This window comes from Bacillus cereus group sp. MYBKT14-1, assembly GCF_051915185.1.
Classification (GTDB): domain Bacteria; phylum Bacillota; class Bacilli; order Bacillales; family Bacillaceae_G; genus Bacillus_A; species Bacillus_A cereus.
The window spans coordinates 324,733-339,783 of sequence record NZ_JBQAEF010000004.1; the positions used below are offsets into that span (position 1 = coordinate 324,733).

Here is a 15,051-nt window from a genome sequence, read left to right on the forward strand (position 1 = left end):
AGCAGCAACTTACACAGTTGCTGCTTTCTCTTCTTCTTGTTCTTGTTCCATCTTACGAATTTCAACACGTTTAATTTGGTAAGCGTCTTTTTCTAACACTTTAAATTCATAACCTTCCGCCTCAACGTGTTGTCCTTCTTCGATTTCATGATTTTGCATCATAATCCATCCACCGATTGTATCCACATCATCTTCTTCGATGTGTAATCCAAATAAATCTTTCACTTCTGAGATAAGCACTTTTCCATCAACAATAATATGTTGCTCGTTCACATGTTGAATTGGTGGTGCTTCATCTTCATCATATTCGTCACGAATTTCGCCGACGATTTCCTCCAAGATATCTTCAAGCGTTACAATTCCAGCTGTTCCTCCGTACTCATCATATAAAACAGCCATCGGAATTCGCTTCTTCTGCATTTGAAGTAATAAATCGTGAATTGGAGTCGTTTCCATCACTTCAATAATCGGACGCATATACGAGCGAATAGATGATAAATCTTTTTGATCCTCGGTCATATATCGAATAAAGAAATCTTTTACGTTGACCATACCGATAATATCATCTTTATCTTCTCCAAAAATCGGATAACGTGTGTATCGCTCATTTTGGATTACTTTCATGTGTTCTTCTACTGAATCTTCCAGGTAGAAACCAACGATTTCTGTTCGCGGTACCATAATCTCTTTTGCAATACGATTATCAAATTCAAAAATATTATTTACATACTTGTATTCAGCTTGATTAATTTCGCCACTTTCATAGCTATCTGAAAGGATAAGACGTAATTCTTCTTCTGTATGAGCTACTTCATGTTCAGAAGCCGGTTTTAAACCGAATAAACCAGTTATCACACGAGCTGAACCGTTCAATACCCAAATAAACGGGTACATCACTTTATAGAACATCATTAGTGGAGCTGCAAATAATAATGTTACTTTTTCAGCCTTTTGAATTGCCATCGTTTTCGGAGCCAATTCCCCAACTACAACGTGTAAATACGTCATTAACATAAAAGCAAGACCAAATGTTAATACTGATGAAATAGAAGGATTTAAGTTCCATTTCTCAAATAACGGGTGTAATAACTTTTCAATTGTCGGTTCACCTAACCAACCTAATCCCATAGCTGTAACTGTAATACCTAATTGACAAGCAGATAAATATTCATCTAAATTTGTTGTTACCTTTTTCGCTGCTAAAGCACCGCGTTTTCCTTCCGCAACAAGCTGATCAATACGACTTGAACGTACTTTTACAATCGCAAACTCTGCTGCTACGAAAAATCCAGTAAATGCGATTAAAATCGCAACCATGACTAAATTAAATATTTCCAATGAATCCCCTTAGTTAAAAAACTAAGGTGTCCACCTCCTGTATACTATAATGTTTTCTTATTTGTTTGTTAGAAAACATAGCCCGATACAAAAATTAAAGAGGTCGGATTTCACTTATTCTATAATAATAGAGCAAGTGTCTGTATTAAAGCTGTCGTTTGACCTGATAAAGATTTCGATATTTTTTCACGTTGTGAATCAGTCAATTCATCTAAAAGCGGTTTTAACTCAGTAAGCTCCACTTCTAATCGATGAATATGGTCTGTCACTTCATTCACTTGTTTCGAAACGTGTTCATTGATACCGAGCAGCTTCTTCTTCTCCTCGATTTTCTCTTTAATCTCACAAAGCGGCATATGCATTTCTTTGCACTTCTCAATAAATTGTAATGTCTCAAATGCTGTTTCGTCGTAATAGCGATAATTAGATTGAGATCGCTCCGCTTTTAAGATACCTAGATTCGTATAATAATCAATCGTTCGTTTCGACACGTGAGCCATGAGAGCCAACTGTCCGATTCGATACACCTTCCCAACGATCTTCCCCCCTTGTTTATATTACTTACATCATACAATACATAAACTGTACAGTCAAACGTGACGGTTTATTATTGACGATTTATACCAAATTCCAAGCTCCACCCTACTATTATCCAATACGAGTCACTCATACAATAAAATTACTAAACTATTACCTAATCACTACATTGTCTGTACCTTTTAACCTTTCTTATTTAAAAGCATATCCTACTAATAATGATTGCTTGTATAGGAGGGAATTAACATGAAAAAGACAATCATTTCTCATTTTTATAATGAAGAATACCTACTTCCATGGTGGCTTATGCATCACACGAAAATATTCGATCACGGCATTTTAATTAATAGAGGGTCTACAGATCGTTCCGTAGAGATTTGTAAACTATTAGCACCCCACTGGGAAGTACGAAATTCCAGATTTCTTGAGTTTGATCCAACTAATACTGATATTGAAGTGATGGAAATTGAAAGAGAAGTTTCAGGTTGGAAAATCGTTTTAAATACTACTGAATTCTTTTGTTGTAATAATACTGAAGATTTTTTTTCATCTCTTCATACACTAGGCCAAAACATGTATGCGATTAGAATGATTTTAATGATAGATAATCACAATTATAATTATTCAAAGCCTAGATATTCTATCCCCTTAGTCGAACAGCGATACCACGGTGTCTTCCCTTACAACCCACAACTCGGATGTGCTTGGAGATTTATTCACAATCATCTAGATGGTGCATATTTACCTGGTAGACATCATTCGCGGCACGGATATATAATTTATGACTATCCTTCATTTATTTTAAAATTTTATTTTAGCCCTTGGAATGAACAGTCAAAGGCAAGAAAATTACAAATTACACCTACCCTTTCAAAAAGGGGTGTTCAAATGGGGCTTCAAACACATTACGGTCAATCTCCTGAAGTACTAGAAATACGTTTTTTAGAGCTTAGTAACCTAACACAAGACCTCCGTAATAACCCTGAATACCAAGAATTATTCCCAAAATTCAAACCGTAATATTTTCTACATTGTCATCGCCTCAAACAATTTCATTCGCTTAATCAAAAACAATCTCATTTGCATAAAACATGAATACTGTATAAATAATAAATTTTTATTTTAGGAGGAAAAAATGAAAGCTGTTATTCTTGCTGGTGGGTACGGTACAAGAATTGGGGAAGAAACACATTTAAAACCGAAACCTATGATTGAAATTGGAACAAAACCCATTCTATGGCACATTATGAGTTTGTATAGTCACTATGGGATTACTGAGTTTATTATTTGCTTAGGCTATAAAGGATATGCAATTAAAGAGTTCTTTCTAAATTACAACTTACACATGTCTGATTTCACAATACAGTTAAATGATAATACAATTACTAGCCATTCTCATCGTGTAGAACCGTGGAAAGTTACACTAATCGATACTGGTGTAAATACCGAAACGGGTGGCCGAGTGAAAAAGATTCAAAATTATGTCGGAGACGAACCTTTCTGTCTCACTTATGGTGATGGATTAAGTAATGTAAATATAAAAGAACTTATTACATTCCATAAAAAACATGGAAAAATGGCTACTGTTACTGCCGTACAACCTCCTGGTAGATTTGGTTCTCTCATATTAGATAAACAGTCTGTAACATCTTTTCAAGAAAAGCCATTAGGTGATGGCGGATGGGTTAACGGTGGATTTTTCGTTTTAAATCCTGAAGTTTTCAATTACATTAGTGGAGATAAGTCTGTTTTTGAAACAGACACTTTAGTTCAGTTAGTAAACAAAAACGAATTGGCCGCATATCAACATTCTGGTTTTTGGCATCCAATGGATACATTGCGTGATAAAAATAAATTAGTCGAGCTATGGGAAAGTAATAACGCTCCATGGAAGGTTTGGTAATATGGCTTCATCATCTTTTTGGAATAAGAAAAAAGTATTTATTACGGGACATACTGGATTTAAAGGCTCCTGGCTCACCCTTTTCTTAAGTTCTTTAGGGGCAGAAATAGTGGGCTTTTCTTCGCATCCCCCATCCATTCCTAATCTTTTTGAACAATGTAACGTAGCGAAAGAGTGTATGACAATTCATGGCGATATTACTGATTACGACTCTTTATTCCACGCCCTAAAACAACATAATCCCGACATAATATTTCATTTAGCAGCTCAGCCAATCGTAACCGCTTCATACAAAAATCCTATCGATACATTCAAAACGAATGTTTTAGGTACTGTCCACGTGCTAGAAGCAGCAAAGTCCGTCGAAAGCGTACGTGCCATTATTAATGTGACAAGCGATAAATGTTATGAGAATGATGGTAGTGGCGACCGAGCGTTCGTGGAAAAAGACCGGCTAGGAGGTTTCGATCCTTATAGCGCTAGTAAAGCTTGCGCTGAATTAGTCGCAACATCTTATCACAAATCTTTTTTTCACACGAATACTACTTCGCTTGCTTCTGTAAGAGCAGGTAACGTTATTGGTGGTGGTGATTGGGCAGAAGATCGATTATTCCCTGATATCATTCGGGCATATTTGCACAATCATACTTTGTGTATTCGAAACAAATATGCCGTCCGTCCGTGGCAACATGTTTTAGATCCTCTACATGGCTATATCCTTTTAGCTGAGAAACTTTGGAACGATGCTAAATATGCAGAAGCATGGAATTTCGGACCGATTAATGAACCTAACAAAACCGTAAATGATGTCATTCAATCCGTAACGAAATTATGGAATAAACGACTCACCATCCATTCTCCCTCTACGAAAACTCCTTATGAATCACCAATTTTAACACTCAACAGTACAAAAGCAGTAAACAAACTCGGCTGGACCCCTAAGTTATCAACAGATGATTCTATTGCTTGGACTGTTGATTGGTACAAAAAATATGCATCCGGTGAAAATATAGAATCTTTCACGCGACAACAAATCGATGCATTCAAAAATTTATAAGGGGGCTATAAAATGGAACAGAAAAAATGCCGTTTTTGTCACTCATTACTCACAAATACTTTTTTAGATTTAGGTGTTTCCCCTCTCGCTAATTCATTTGTAACTCCAGAAAACTTATATAAAATGGAACCATTTTATCCGCTGCACACATTTGTTTGTCACTCTTGTTTACTCGTGCAGCTAGATGAATTTGAATCTCCGCACAATATTTTTCATGACTACTTATACTTCAGCTCTTACTCCTCAAGCTGGCTGCTACATGCTAAAAAATATGTAGAAATAGCGATTAAGCGTTTCAACTTAACGAAACATTCAAAAGTGATTGAAATTGCAAGTAACGATGGGTACTTATTACAATACTTTCAAAAAGAAAATATCGAGGCATTGGGAATTGAACCCGCGAAAAACGTAGCAGAAATCGCTATCGATAAAGGAATTCCTACTCATGTGAATTTTTTCAGTAATGACTTAGCAAAAAAATTACCACAAGCAGATTTAATCATCGCTAATAACGTATTAGCACACGTTCCGAACTTACATGATTTTGTAGCAGGTTTAAAAACGTTATTAAAACAAGATGGCACGATAACAATTGAATTCCCGCACCTATTAAACCTCATATCTTTTAAGCAGTTCGATACTATTTATCATGAACACTTCTCCTACTTCTCACTTATAAGCCTTCAAAAAGTTTTAACTCATCATCATTTACAAATTGTTGATGTGGAAGAACTTTCAACGCATGGTGGTTCCTTACGGATTTTTGTAAACCATCTAAGTGCCCAATCAACTATCCATTCCAATGTTACAAAATTAATTCAAAAAGAAGTTGACCACGGGTTAGATACATTAGATTGCTATCTCCTTTTCTCTAAACAAGTGGAACAATTGAAATTAAATATTTTAAAGTTTTTTATTGAAGCGAAAGCTTTAAACAAACAAATTATCGGTTACGGTGCTCCAGCTAAAGGAAACACCCTTTTGAATTATTGCGGGATAGGTAAAGAATTTCTAGCTTATACAGTAGATAAAAATCCTCACAAACAAAATCTCCTTTTACCAGGAACTCGTATTCCAGTAAAATCTCCAGCAGAAATTAAACGTACAAAACCGGATTACATTTTCATACTTCCTTGGAATTTGAAAGACGAAATTATGAAAGAATGCTCTTTCATTCGTGAATGGGGCGGTAAATTTTTAGTGACGGTTCCAGAAGTTGAGGTGATCGAGCCATGAAGAAAGTTGTTGTAACAGGTGGTAGTGGCTGGATAGGTAAATATGTTGTACATTCACTTATACAAAAGGGATATGAAGTGCACGCCACGTATAATAAAAATAAACCCTCTCACCTCCCTTGCCATTGGCATAAAGTAAACTTGCTTCGCGATGACGAAGTAAAACAATTCATTTCGGATGTTCAGCCTAGCCATCTCATTCACCTTGCTTGGGAAGCAGTGCCACCAGCATGCTATGTATCTATTAATAATTACTATTGGCTAAAGTCTAGTATTTCATTGATTCAACACTTCACAACATGCGGTGGAAAGCGTGTTGTCGTTGCAGGTACTGGCGCAGAGTACGAATGGTTTAACGGCGTATTATTTGAAGATTCACCGCTCCTTTCCTATAAAACCCCGTATTCTTTATGTAAAAATGCACTGCACTCCTGGCTAGAAACGTATGCACAACAAACAGGCCTCAGCATGTGTTGGGGCCGCATTTTTCATATGTATGGACCTCACGAACAAGGTAATCGGCTCGTTTCTAACATTATCACTTCCTTATTAAAAAACGAGGAGGCACTATGTACACATGGAAAACAATCGAGAGATTTCCTCCATGTGAGTGACGTCGCTGACGCTCTCGTAACAGTATTAGAACATGGCGTTACAGGCACCATCAATATCGCTTCAGGTCAATCTGTACAAATTAAAGAACTAACTTCTATCATCGCTAAAAAAATAGGAAAAGAACATTTAATTAAACTAGACGCGATTCCTTTCTCTAAAGATGAACCTTTATTTGTCGGGGTTAGTGTAGAACGTTTAAAAACTGAAGTAAACTGGAAACCAACATACGATCTAAATACAGGAATTGAAGAAACAATTTTATGGTGGAAATCATTTATACAAAAACATAACGATATGCATCATTAAAACGTAAATCCTTCGTTCCTCTCGCTAATTCCTTATACCATTCTTCTAATCTTTCCGACGTAACAATATGTTGCGTCCCCATTCCCCCATGCTTACTAGCTTCAGAAAGAGTCGGACCAATTTGTAACTTTCTCTTTCTCATCGCATCGTTCCACGGACTAAACCCAAACCATAGTATACAGGCAAGAGGTGGATAAATCATCGATTCATGCGCAGATAAATGTCTTCCAACCGTATAACTTCCATGCTCATGATTATGAATAAATCTACCTCTTCTCCATAACGGCCAATCTTCTGGTAAATAACCATGAAATCGCTGTTTCATTAAAGGTATTCCAAAGTTAAGGTCCGGATAGTTGTAGTTAGGATCATCAACCATAATAAGCCCTTCCAGCCAATACATCCTCCCCCCCAATTCATTTAGCGATTTCCAAAACTGATTTTTATCTTGCACGCAAAGAAACTCAGTCGTATTTAAAATCATTTTCCATCCTTGTACTTCTTGTTCTATCCTCATCACTTCATGATCTGTCGCATATGCATCAAACTCTGGATTTACAGAATCTCGCACCTCCCAATGCGGTGCGAATTTTTTACAAATCTCAACCGAACGATCCGTAGAACCTTTATTAATTAAAATGCCATGATCAAACAGTTTCGTATGATGTATAAGCCACCACGGCAATAAATACTCTTCGTTATAAAAATGAGAAATAACAGTTGTAGTTATAACAATCTCCTCCTCTTTCTCTATTAATCTACTTTTTCATCCTACTCTTAATATACTTATCTGCTATGTCATTGGTTTCTTTTATTTTAAAAATATGTTTTTCTACCATGTACTACGCTTTCTTAGACAGCCACTATTTCCTAAAGAAACATCCCAATAAACTGAAAATTAAGTTATAATATCATTATAAAATATGAAGGAGGAATGCACCTATGTACTACAACACTTCATTCGAAAACGATCAACCTGTAGGCCGTCTATAAACTAAGACGGGCTTATAACACGTGCACCATGCCTCGTCTTAGGGAACTCATATTACCCTAAAAATAGACGGAGGTACTTTACATGAAACAAACAATTTTAGGAGCTATATATTTATCACTAGCAGCAAGTATATGGGGCGGTATGTATGTTGTTAGCAAATACGTACTCGATTTTATCCCACCACTAACACTCGTTTGGCTACGCTTTATTATCGCTTTTGTTGTTTTGTATGGCATTTTAAAACTAGCTGAGAAAAAGCAAAAGAAAAAAGTAACCATCCGCAAAAAAGATTGGCTCCTCTTCGCTTGGATTGGATTTATCGGCTATTTCATTTCGATCACATGCCAATTTATCGGAACAAAATTATCCGACGCCCATACAGGCTCTTTAGTCACATCAGCTACACCTGCATGTATGGTTATATTTGCAGCGCTCATTTTGAAAGAAAAACTAACCGCTCGTAGACTTTTATCTACTATAATAGCGACAATCGGTGTCATAATCGTAATCGGATGGGATATTGAAGTTGGCTCCTATTTTATCGGTACAATCATATTAGTTGGAGCCGCTATTACGTGGGCTTTACTATCTATTTATGTAAAAATTGCTTCAGCCAAATTTTCATCTTTAGTGATTACAACGTACGCCATCTTCTTTTCACTCTTTTTTATTACACCTTTTATGATATGGGAATTTCAATCAAACCCTATTGAACATATGAATATGTACGTACTATTAGGCATACTTTATTTAGGAATCGTCTCAACAGCAGGTGCCTTTTTCCTTTGGAATAAAGGATTAGAATTACTGGATGCAAGCATAGGTTCCTTATTTTTCTTCTTCCAACCTATCGTTGGATCGTTACTTGGTTGGCTCTTATTAAATGAAACATTAAATAGTAACTTTTTTATTGGTGGTATTCTTATTATATGTAGCGTTTTAATTACTACTTTTGAAAAGAAATAAAAAGCAGGCAGAGATTCTTAGTCTCTGCCTGTTCGCATTATTGGATCTTGGTCGTGAAAACCAATACAAATCGGTATATTATTTTGCACTTCACTACGTACACTTATAAAACTACACAGCGTTTTAGCAATTAAATATAAAGTGATACCGATTGCTTTTTCACTTGTGTCAAAGCCATTTTCATTATACATATCCGCTAATTCTACAGACTCCGGTCCCTCAACATCATATGTCCATTCAGAAGCCCAATCATCATCCTCTTCTTCAAGTGGAGCATACTCCTCACAAATATAAAACTGACTAGTCCACTCGTTATCAAGGTCATACTCAAAATAAATCGCTTTTGCTTCTTCATTAGTAGCCATTTCTACAGCTGCATCCAAACCTACTCGAATACTTACCTTATATGACTCTACATCAATTACTTTAATTCGTTCTGCATATTCTGTAGACGCCAACATGCAACAAATATCATAATACTTCGCTTCTATTTGCTCTACTGCTAACGAAAAGACATCCTCTTGCATCTCTTCTAAATACTGAAATATATCCACACTAAATACTCCTCACTCTTTACGCACTCCAATGCGATGGACGAGACAATAATTTCGGTAATTTCGTATGTTTGTCCCCTCTAGCAGCATTAACTTGAACTTGCGTCAGAAAAATACTATTAGTAAAATCAGCCCCGCGAATATCTGCATCTCGCAAATCTGCTCCGATGAGATCTGCTCCTCTTAAATCTGCACCATTTAAGTTAGCCGCAATTAAGTAAGCTCCTCTTAAATTTGCACCTTGTAAATTTTTCTTTTTCAGATTCGCTCCCATAAGGTCTGCTCCGCGGTGAATAATTCGTTTCTTACGCGCAGTATTCATTTCCTTCCATACTAATTCGCTCGTTTCTAAAAGAAGAATGTTCACCTCTGCCCTATGCATTGGAACATTTATTTTCATTAACTCATCTGGATTTAAATTCGAAAGTCGCTCTGTCTCCTCAATTGCGGTCTCTAGCTCTTTATGAATTGGCTGTGTTGCCTTTAAAAGAATCGCTTCATTCAAATACCAAAGCATTTCATGAAGTTGATGCATAACCGGAAAAGCATCGTACATTTTTCTTGCATGCTTTGCATCTTTCCTCCAATCAATCCCTTTAAACGTACCCTGAGAAATCTTCTGCCCAGCACCGAAACATTCAAATACTGTACAACCTTTATAACCTTTTCCTCTAAGATTTTTATGTATACTACATTTAAAATCTGATTGTAAGTTGGAACATGGTTTACCACCATCTTTATTCACTGCAAAATCTACCGATGCTGCAAACGGTAATGCAACGCAACATAGACCGAAGCATTTTTCGCAGTTTGCTTTTAAATGATCGTTATGATTAGTCAAAATCTATACCCCCTGTTGTCTTTTGACTATTTCATAATATTCCAACTGTAATAAATAATCAATTTTAAAATAAACCAGCATCTTTCGTTTCAATTCATAACTTTATCATTCGATTTCCTTTCAATTGAAAAGGACTATTTCTATTTAATGAATTATAATTAAATTATAAATTTTCTAACTAAAAAGGAGACTTATTATGGCACTAGAAATGAAAACAAACTGTCAAATTTGCGATCAATCGCTCGAACAAGATTCTGAAGCATACATTTGCGTATATGAATGTACATTTTGCGCACCATGTACAGAAGAAAGACATAACGTTTGTCCAAACTGCGGCGGCGAATTAGTACGTAGGCCGAAAAAGAAACAATAAAAAGCAAAGCGATATCGCTTTGCTTTTTATTATTTTCTGAGTTTATGAAATTATATCGAATACAACTTAAACATTTACAAACTTCACACAAACAGGCTCTGGCACAACAACATCAGATTGTAAAAGTGTTAACTTACCTGTAGATTCATCTCTTGAAAATAACACAAGATTATGTGACTTTTCATTTGTAGCAACAAGGAACTTTTCAGTAGGATCTAATACAAAGTCTCTTGGCCAATTTCCTTCTGTAGATGTATGTTCAACGAATGTAAGCTGACCTGAATTTTGATCTACGCTATAAACAGCGATACTATTATGACCACGATTACCTGCATATACAAAACAGCCGTCAGAAGAAATATGAATCGCACTTCCTTGATTATTTTCATCAAACTCTTCTGGAACAGTAGAAATATACTGTAATTCTGTAAAGGATCCTTCTGTAGGATTATATGTTAACACAATAACCTCTGAACTAAGCTCCGTCATCACATACGCATACTTTCCATTCGGATAAAAAGTAATATGTCTTGGACCACTTCCTGGATTTACAGATAAACGATTCACTTCTGTTAATGTACTATCTTTTACTTCATACGTAATTATTTTATCTATCCCTAAATCAACGCCCACTACATATTTTTCATCAGGAGTGTACCCCGCGTAATGTGCATGTGGTTTTTCTTGTCTTTCTTTATTCGGACCTGAACCTTCATGTGCCATAATAGATGAAGCAGGATTTACAGTTCCATTTTCTTCATTTATTTCAAAAGACTCAATCGTTCCTTTATGGTAATTCGCTGTAACTACTGTATGATTTCCACTATCAACACTAATATGACAAGGAGAAGCACCTTCTACTACTTGTCTATTTTTCGCTTTTAGTTCTCCAGTATGACTATCAATGGAATACGCAGCTACACCGCCAGATTCGCCTTCCTTAACAACGGAATAGAGATATTCATTATTTCGGTTAATCGTTACATATGTAGGGTTATCCAGCTTAGCGGCAAGCGTTACATTACTAATTTTTTTTGCTTCTACATCTAGCGTAAATTTATAAATTCCTTCGCTATTTTCTTTCGTGTAAGTTCCAACATATCCAATAAACTCTTTGTTATCCTTCATTTTCATAACCCTCTCTCCCTATATTTTTCGTTCATCATGCTTCTTAAAATATTTTATGTTGAAAGAGTATCCTAAAAAATCGGAGTACCTCTTTATACGTTACCATATTTTCTTGGTAAATAGCTTTTAAACCCACTTTTTTTGATACGCTGCTATACTTTCATATTCTTCTTCCAATTGACGGGACAGACGGATATAGATTGGCGTTAAATCTTTATATTTTTCCACACTTTCCATGTTTGGCTCATGATGGAAATCTGCACCTACCATTTCAGAAACTACAGATAATGTATCTATTTCACCTAAACTATATAAACCGAGGATTGCAGCTCCTAAACAAGAGCTTTCGAAACTTTCCGGAACATATACGTCTTGATGGAAGATGTCCGCCATCATCTGTCTCCAAAGTTCCGACCTTGCAAAGCCGCCTGTCGCTTGAATTTTTTTCGGTTCGCCAATTAACTCTTTTAAAGCGAGAAGAACCGTATATAAATTATAAATTACTCCTTCTAAAACAGCACGGATAAGATGTTCTTTCTTATGATGCAATCCGAGTCCAAAGAAAGATCCTCGTGCATTTGCATTCCATAAAGGAGCTCTTTCCCCTGCTAAATACGGGTGAAACAATAAACCGTCAGATCCAGGATTCACTTTTGCTGCTATTTCAGTAAGTACTTCATATGGATCTTTCCCTAAACGCTTTGCAAGCTCAATCTCTGAAGTACCCAATTGGTCACGAGCCCATCTGAAAATCATACCGCCATTATTAACTGGTCCACCGATTACCCAATGGTCTTCAGTTAACGCATAACAAAAAATTCTACCTTTTGGATCTGTTACAGGACGATTTGTTACAGCACGTATCGCACCGCTTGTACCAATTGTAACAGCCACAACGCCAGGATCTATTGCATTTACACCTAAATTAGATAGTACTCCATCACTCGCTCCTACTACAAAAGGCGTAGAAACAAGTACATTCATCTCTTTGGCAAGCTCTTCATCTAATCCTGTTAAACTGTGCGTTGTTGGAACAAGTTTAGAAAGCTTTTCATCTGTAATTCCCGCAACATGTAAAGCCTCTTCATCCCATTTTAAAGATTTCAAATTAAACATACCTGTTGCTGACGCTATAGAATAATCAATTACATACTCTTTATATAACTTGTAAAAAACATATTCTTTAATAGAAATGAATTTATAACTTTTTGCGAATAACTCTGCCTGCTCATTCTGTAGCCAAACTAATTTCGAAAGTGGTGACATCGGATGAATTGGTGTCCCAGTACGAAGGTAAATTTCATGACCATTCATATCATTCTTTATTTTCTCCGCCCAGCTTGCACTTCTATTATCTGCCCAAGTGATACATCTCGTTAACGGCTCTCCCTTTTCATCTACGGCAATGATACTATGCATTGCCGCACTAAAAGAGACACAAAGAATATCATTCGGCTGTACACTACTTATTCGTACAGTTTCTTTAATCGTATGTATTACTGCACGAAAAATTTCTTCTGGGTCTTGTTCCGCTGTTTCAGGCGTAGGAGAATATAAAGGATATTCAATTCCATGACTAGCAATAACAGATCCATCAGTAGAAAATAGAACTGATTTTGTACTAGTTGTCCCAATGTCTACACCAATCATATATTTTGAGCTCACCATTTCTTCCTCCTAACAAAAAATTGTTACAGTATCCCACCATAAAAATACATTCCTTTTATCTATTGATAACTTTGTATGCCACAATTATCTAAATAGAAACATCTTTATCTTAAACAAACATATCGAGTAGTAAAACTCCTCCAAAAGCGATAAATGAAAGTAATGTTTCTAATACTGTCCATGTTTTAAATGTTTCTTTCACTGTTAAACCTAGGTATTCTTTTACCATCCAAAAACCAGCATCGTTTACGTGTGAAAACATTAATGCTCCTGCACCTGTTGCAATAACGAGTAACTCTAAGTTCACACCTGTTGTATTTTCAACGATTGGCGAAACGATACCCGCTGCTGTTGTTAAAGCGACTGTCGCTGACCCTGTTGCAATTCGAATTAATCCTGCTACTATAAATGCTAATACAATTGGGGATAGAGCTAAATGCTCAGACATTTGAGCAATAGCATTGCCTACACCACTATCGATAAGAATTTGCTTAAATCCCCCGCCAGCACCAATAATCGCAACAATTGAACCGATTGGTAATAAGCTATCTTCTGTTATCTTCTTAATAGCTTTTTTATCGATACCTTGACGAAATCCAAGAAAATAGAACGCCGCAAAACATGCAATCAATAGTGCAATGATAGGACTACCGATCAATGTGACAATCTTCATCAAAGTATTAGACATAGGCACATAAGGAGCTGCTGCAGCTAAAACCATTAACATAACAGGTAACAATATAACTAAAAATGAAACTCCTATTCCTGGTAATTTCGCTGATTTTGTATTTACACGAATCAATTCTGGCTCATTTTCAGGAATTACACGTTTGTGAATCCACTTAGCGAATATAGGACCTGCAATAATCGCTGCAAAAAATGTAATAATGAGTGAATACATTAGTACCTTCCCAAGATTCGCTTTATAAATACCGATTGCAACAATTGCCCCTGGATGCGGAGGAACAAGGCCGTGTACGACAGATAGCCCAGCAATTGCTGGTAATGCTATCAATAAAATATTTTGTTTCGTAGTTTTATGAATTGAAATTACTAATGGCAGTAATATTAAAATACCTACTTCAAAAAACACTGGAATTCCAATAATAAAACCTGCAATTAACATCGCCCATGGTAAGTTTTTTATCCCAAAGGATTTAATAAAGAACTCTGCCACTTGCATTCCAGCACCTGACTCTGCCATCATTTTCCCTAAAATTGTACCTAAAACTAAAATACCTACTAAATGCCCGAGAACACTCCCAACTCCCGTTTCATAAGCACTCACTATTTTATCCATTGGCATTCCAGACATAATTGCTAAAAACAAACTTGCAACCGTTAAACTAATAAACGCATGCCATCTCCACCACGACACCCCTAAAATAACAATTACAATTGATAATAATGTAATCATTAAAAGGTACATATTCATACGCAATTCCACCCCTCTATGTAAACCCTTTCAAAATTGCTATACAATTAAGAGAACCTATATAGTTCTTTCATGAGTAAGAATTTATATATCGATATACA

The 15,051-nt window shown here is 36.1% G+C and carries 15 protein-coding genes; 7 read left to right on the forward strand and 8 right to left on the reverse strand.

The window, feature by feature from the left end; genetic code table 11:
• Window positions 1-9 precede the first annotated feature (9 nt).
• Window positions 10-1,338, reverse strand: a complete 1,329-nt coding sequence (locus ACTFO4_RS14080; RefSeq protein ID WP_000402275.1) for a hemolysin family protein — start codon at window positions 1,336-1,338, stop codon at window positions 10-12.
• 119 nt (window positions 1,339-1,457) lie between these two features.
• Window positions 1,458-1,865 (reverse strand): MerR family transcriptional regulator, encoded by a 408-nt coding sequence (locus ACTFO4_RS14085; protein WP_000285639.1) that lies wholly within the window; start codon window positions 1,863-1,865, stop codon window positions 1,458-1,460.
• Window positions 1,866-2,121: 256 nt separating this feature from the next.
• On the opposite strand from ACTFO4_RS14085, the gene ACTFO4_RS14090 reads away from it, so the two are divergent.
• From ACTFO4_RS14090 to ACTFO4_RS14110, 5 genes are all read left to right on the forward strand, one after another.
• Window positions 2,122-2,895: a glycosyltransferase family 2 protein gene (locus ACTFO4_RS14090; protein WP_000750969.1), complete on the forward strand. Its 774-nt coding sequence runs from the start codon at window positions 2,122-2,124 to the stop codon at window positions 2,893-2,895.
• A gap of 115 nt (window positions 2,896-3,010) precedes the next feature.
• Window positions 3,011-3,778, forward strand: coding sequence for a glucose-1-phosphate cytidylyltransferase (gene rfbF, locus ACTFO4_RS14095; protein WP_000648807.1), 768 nt, complete (start codon window positions 3,011-3,013; stop codon window positions 3,776-3,778).
• A gap of 1 nt (window position 3,779) precedes the next feature.
• A complete protein-coding gene (rfbG, locus tag ACTFO4_RS14100; RefSeq protein WP_078421343.1) occupies window positions 3,780-4,835 on the forward strand; it encodes a CDP-glucose 4,6-dehydratase in 1,056 nt (351 codons plus the stop codon).
• A 12-nt stretch (window positions 4,836-4,847) separates the two neighbouring features.
• Window positions 4,848-6,071 carry a class I SAM-dependent methyltransferase gene (locus tag ACTFO4_RS14105; protein WP_061457497.1) on the forward strand — a complete coding sequence of 408 codons (1,224 nt, stop codon included), beginning with the start codon at window positions 4,848-4,850 and terminating at the stop codon, window positions 6,069-6,071.
• Window positions 6,068-6,991, forward strand: coding sequence for an NAD-dependent epimerase/dehydratase family protein (locus tag ACTFO4_RS14110; protein WP_017673876.1), 924 nt, complete (start codon window positions 6,068-6,070; stop codon window positions 6,989-6,991). Before ACTFO4_RS14105 ends, ACTFO4_RS14110 begins: the two co-directional genes overlap by 4 nt.
• Here ACTFO4_RS14110 and ACTFO4_RS14115 read toward each other — a convergent pair.
• Window positions 6,960-7,745 (reverse strand): glycosyltransferase family 2 protein, encoded by a 786-nt coding sequence (locus tag ACTFO4_RS14115; RefSeq protein ID WP_078421344.1) that lies wholly within the window; start codon window positions 7,743-7,745, stop codon window positions 6,960-6,962. The genes ACTFO4_RS14110 and ACTFO4_RS14115 overlap by 32 nt on opposite strands.
• Window positions 7,746-8,066: 321 nt before the next feature.
• Between ACTFO4_RS14115 and ACTFO4_RS14120 the strand changes: the two genes are divergently transcribed.
• Entirely contained in the window at window positions 8,067-8,951 is an 885-nt protein-coding gene (locus tag ACTFO4_RS14120; RefSeq protein WP_410988152.1) for a DMT family transporter, read from the forward strand.
• A 17-nt stretch (window positions 8,952-8,968) separates the two neighbouring features.
• Here the strand turns inward: ACTFO4_RS14120 and ACTFO4_RS14125 are convergent, their stop codons facing one another.
• Both ACTFO4_RS14125 and ACTFO4_RS14130 read right to left on the reverse strand, forming a co-directional pair.
• On the reverse strand, window positions 8,969-9,505 hold the full coding sequence (locus tag ACTFO4_RS14125; protein ID WP_000350943.1) for a hypothetical protein: 537 nt from the start codon (window positions 9,503-9,505) through the stop codon (window positions 8,969-8,971).
• Window positions 9,506-9,524: 19 nt separating this feature from the next.
• Entirely contained in the window at window positions 9,525-10,346 is an 822-nt protein-coding gene (locus tag ACTFO4_RS14130) for a pentapeptide repeat-containing protein (protein WP_000181430.1), read from the reverse strand.
• Window positions 10,347-10,542: 196 nt separating this feature from the next.
• Between ACTFO4_RS14130 and ACTFO4_RS14135 the strand changes: the two genes are divergently transcribed.
• A complete protein-coding gene (locus tag ACTFO4_RS14135) occupies window positions 10,543-10,719 on the forward strand; it encodes a DUF1272 domain-containing protein (RefSeq protein ID WP_001162789.1) in 177 nt (58 codons plus the stop codon).
• 66 nt (window positions 10,720-10,785) lie between these two features.
• On the opposite strand, the gene ACTFO4_RS14140 is transcribed toward ACTFO4_RS14135, so the two are convergent.
• The 3 genes from ACTFO4_RS14140 to gntP all read right to left on the reverse strand — a co-directional run bounded on the left by ACTFO4_RS14140 (window position 10,786) and on the right by gntP (window position 14,950).
• Window positions 10,786-11,853: a lactonase family protein gene (locus ACTFO4_RS14140; protein WP_103622637.1), complete on the reverse strand. Its 1,068-nt coding sequence runs from the start codon at window positions 11,851-11,853 to the stop codon at window positions 10,786-10,788.
• A gap of 120 nt (window positions 11,854-11,973) precedes the next feature.
• Window positions 11,974-13,515, reverse strand: coding sequence for a gluconokinase (gene gntK, locus ACTFO4_RS14145; protein ID WP_440014361.1), 1,542 nt, complete (start codon window positions 13,513-13,515; stop codon window positions 11,974-11,976).
• A 109-nt stretch (window positions 13,516-13,624) separates the two neighbouring features.
• Window positions 13,625-14,950, reverse strand: a complete 1,326-nt coding sequence (gene gntP, locus ACTFO4_RS14150; protein WP_440014362.1) for a gluconate permease GntP — start codon at window positions 14,948-14,950, stop codon at window positions 13,625-13,627.
• Window positions 14,951-15,051 lie beyond the last annotated feature (101 nt).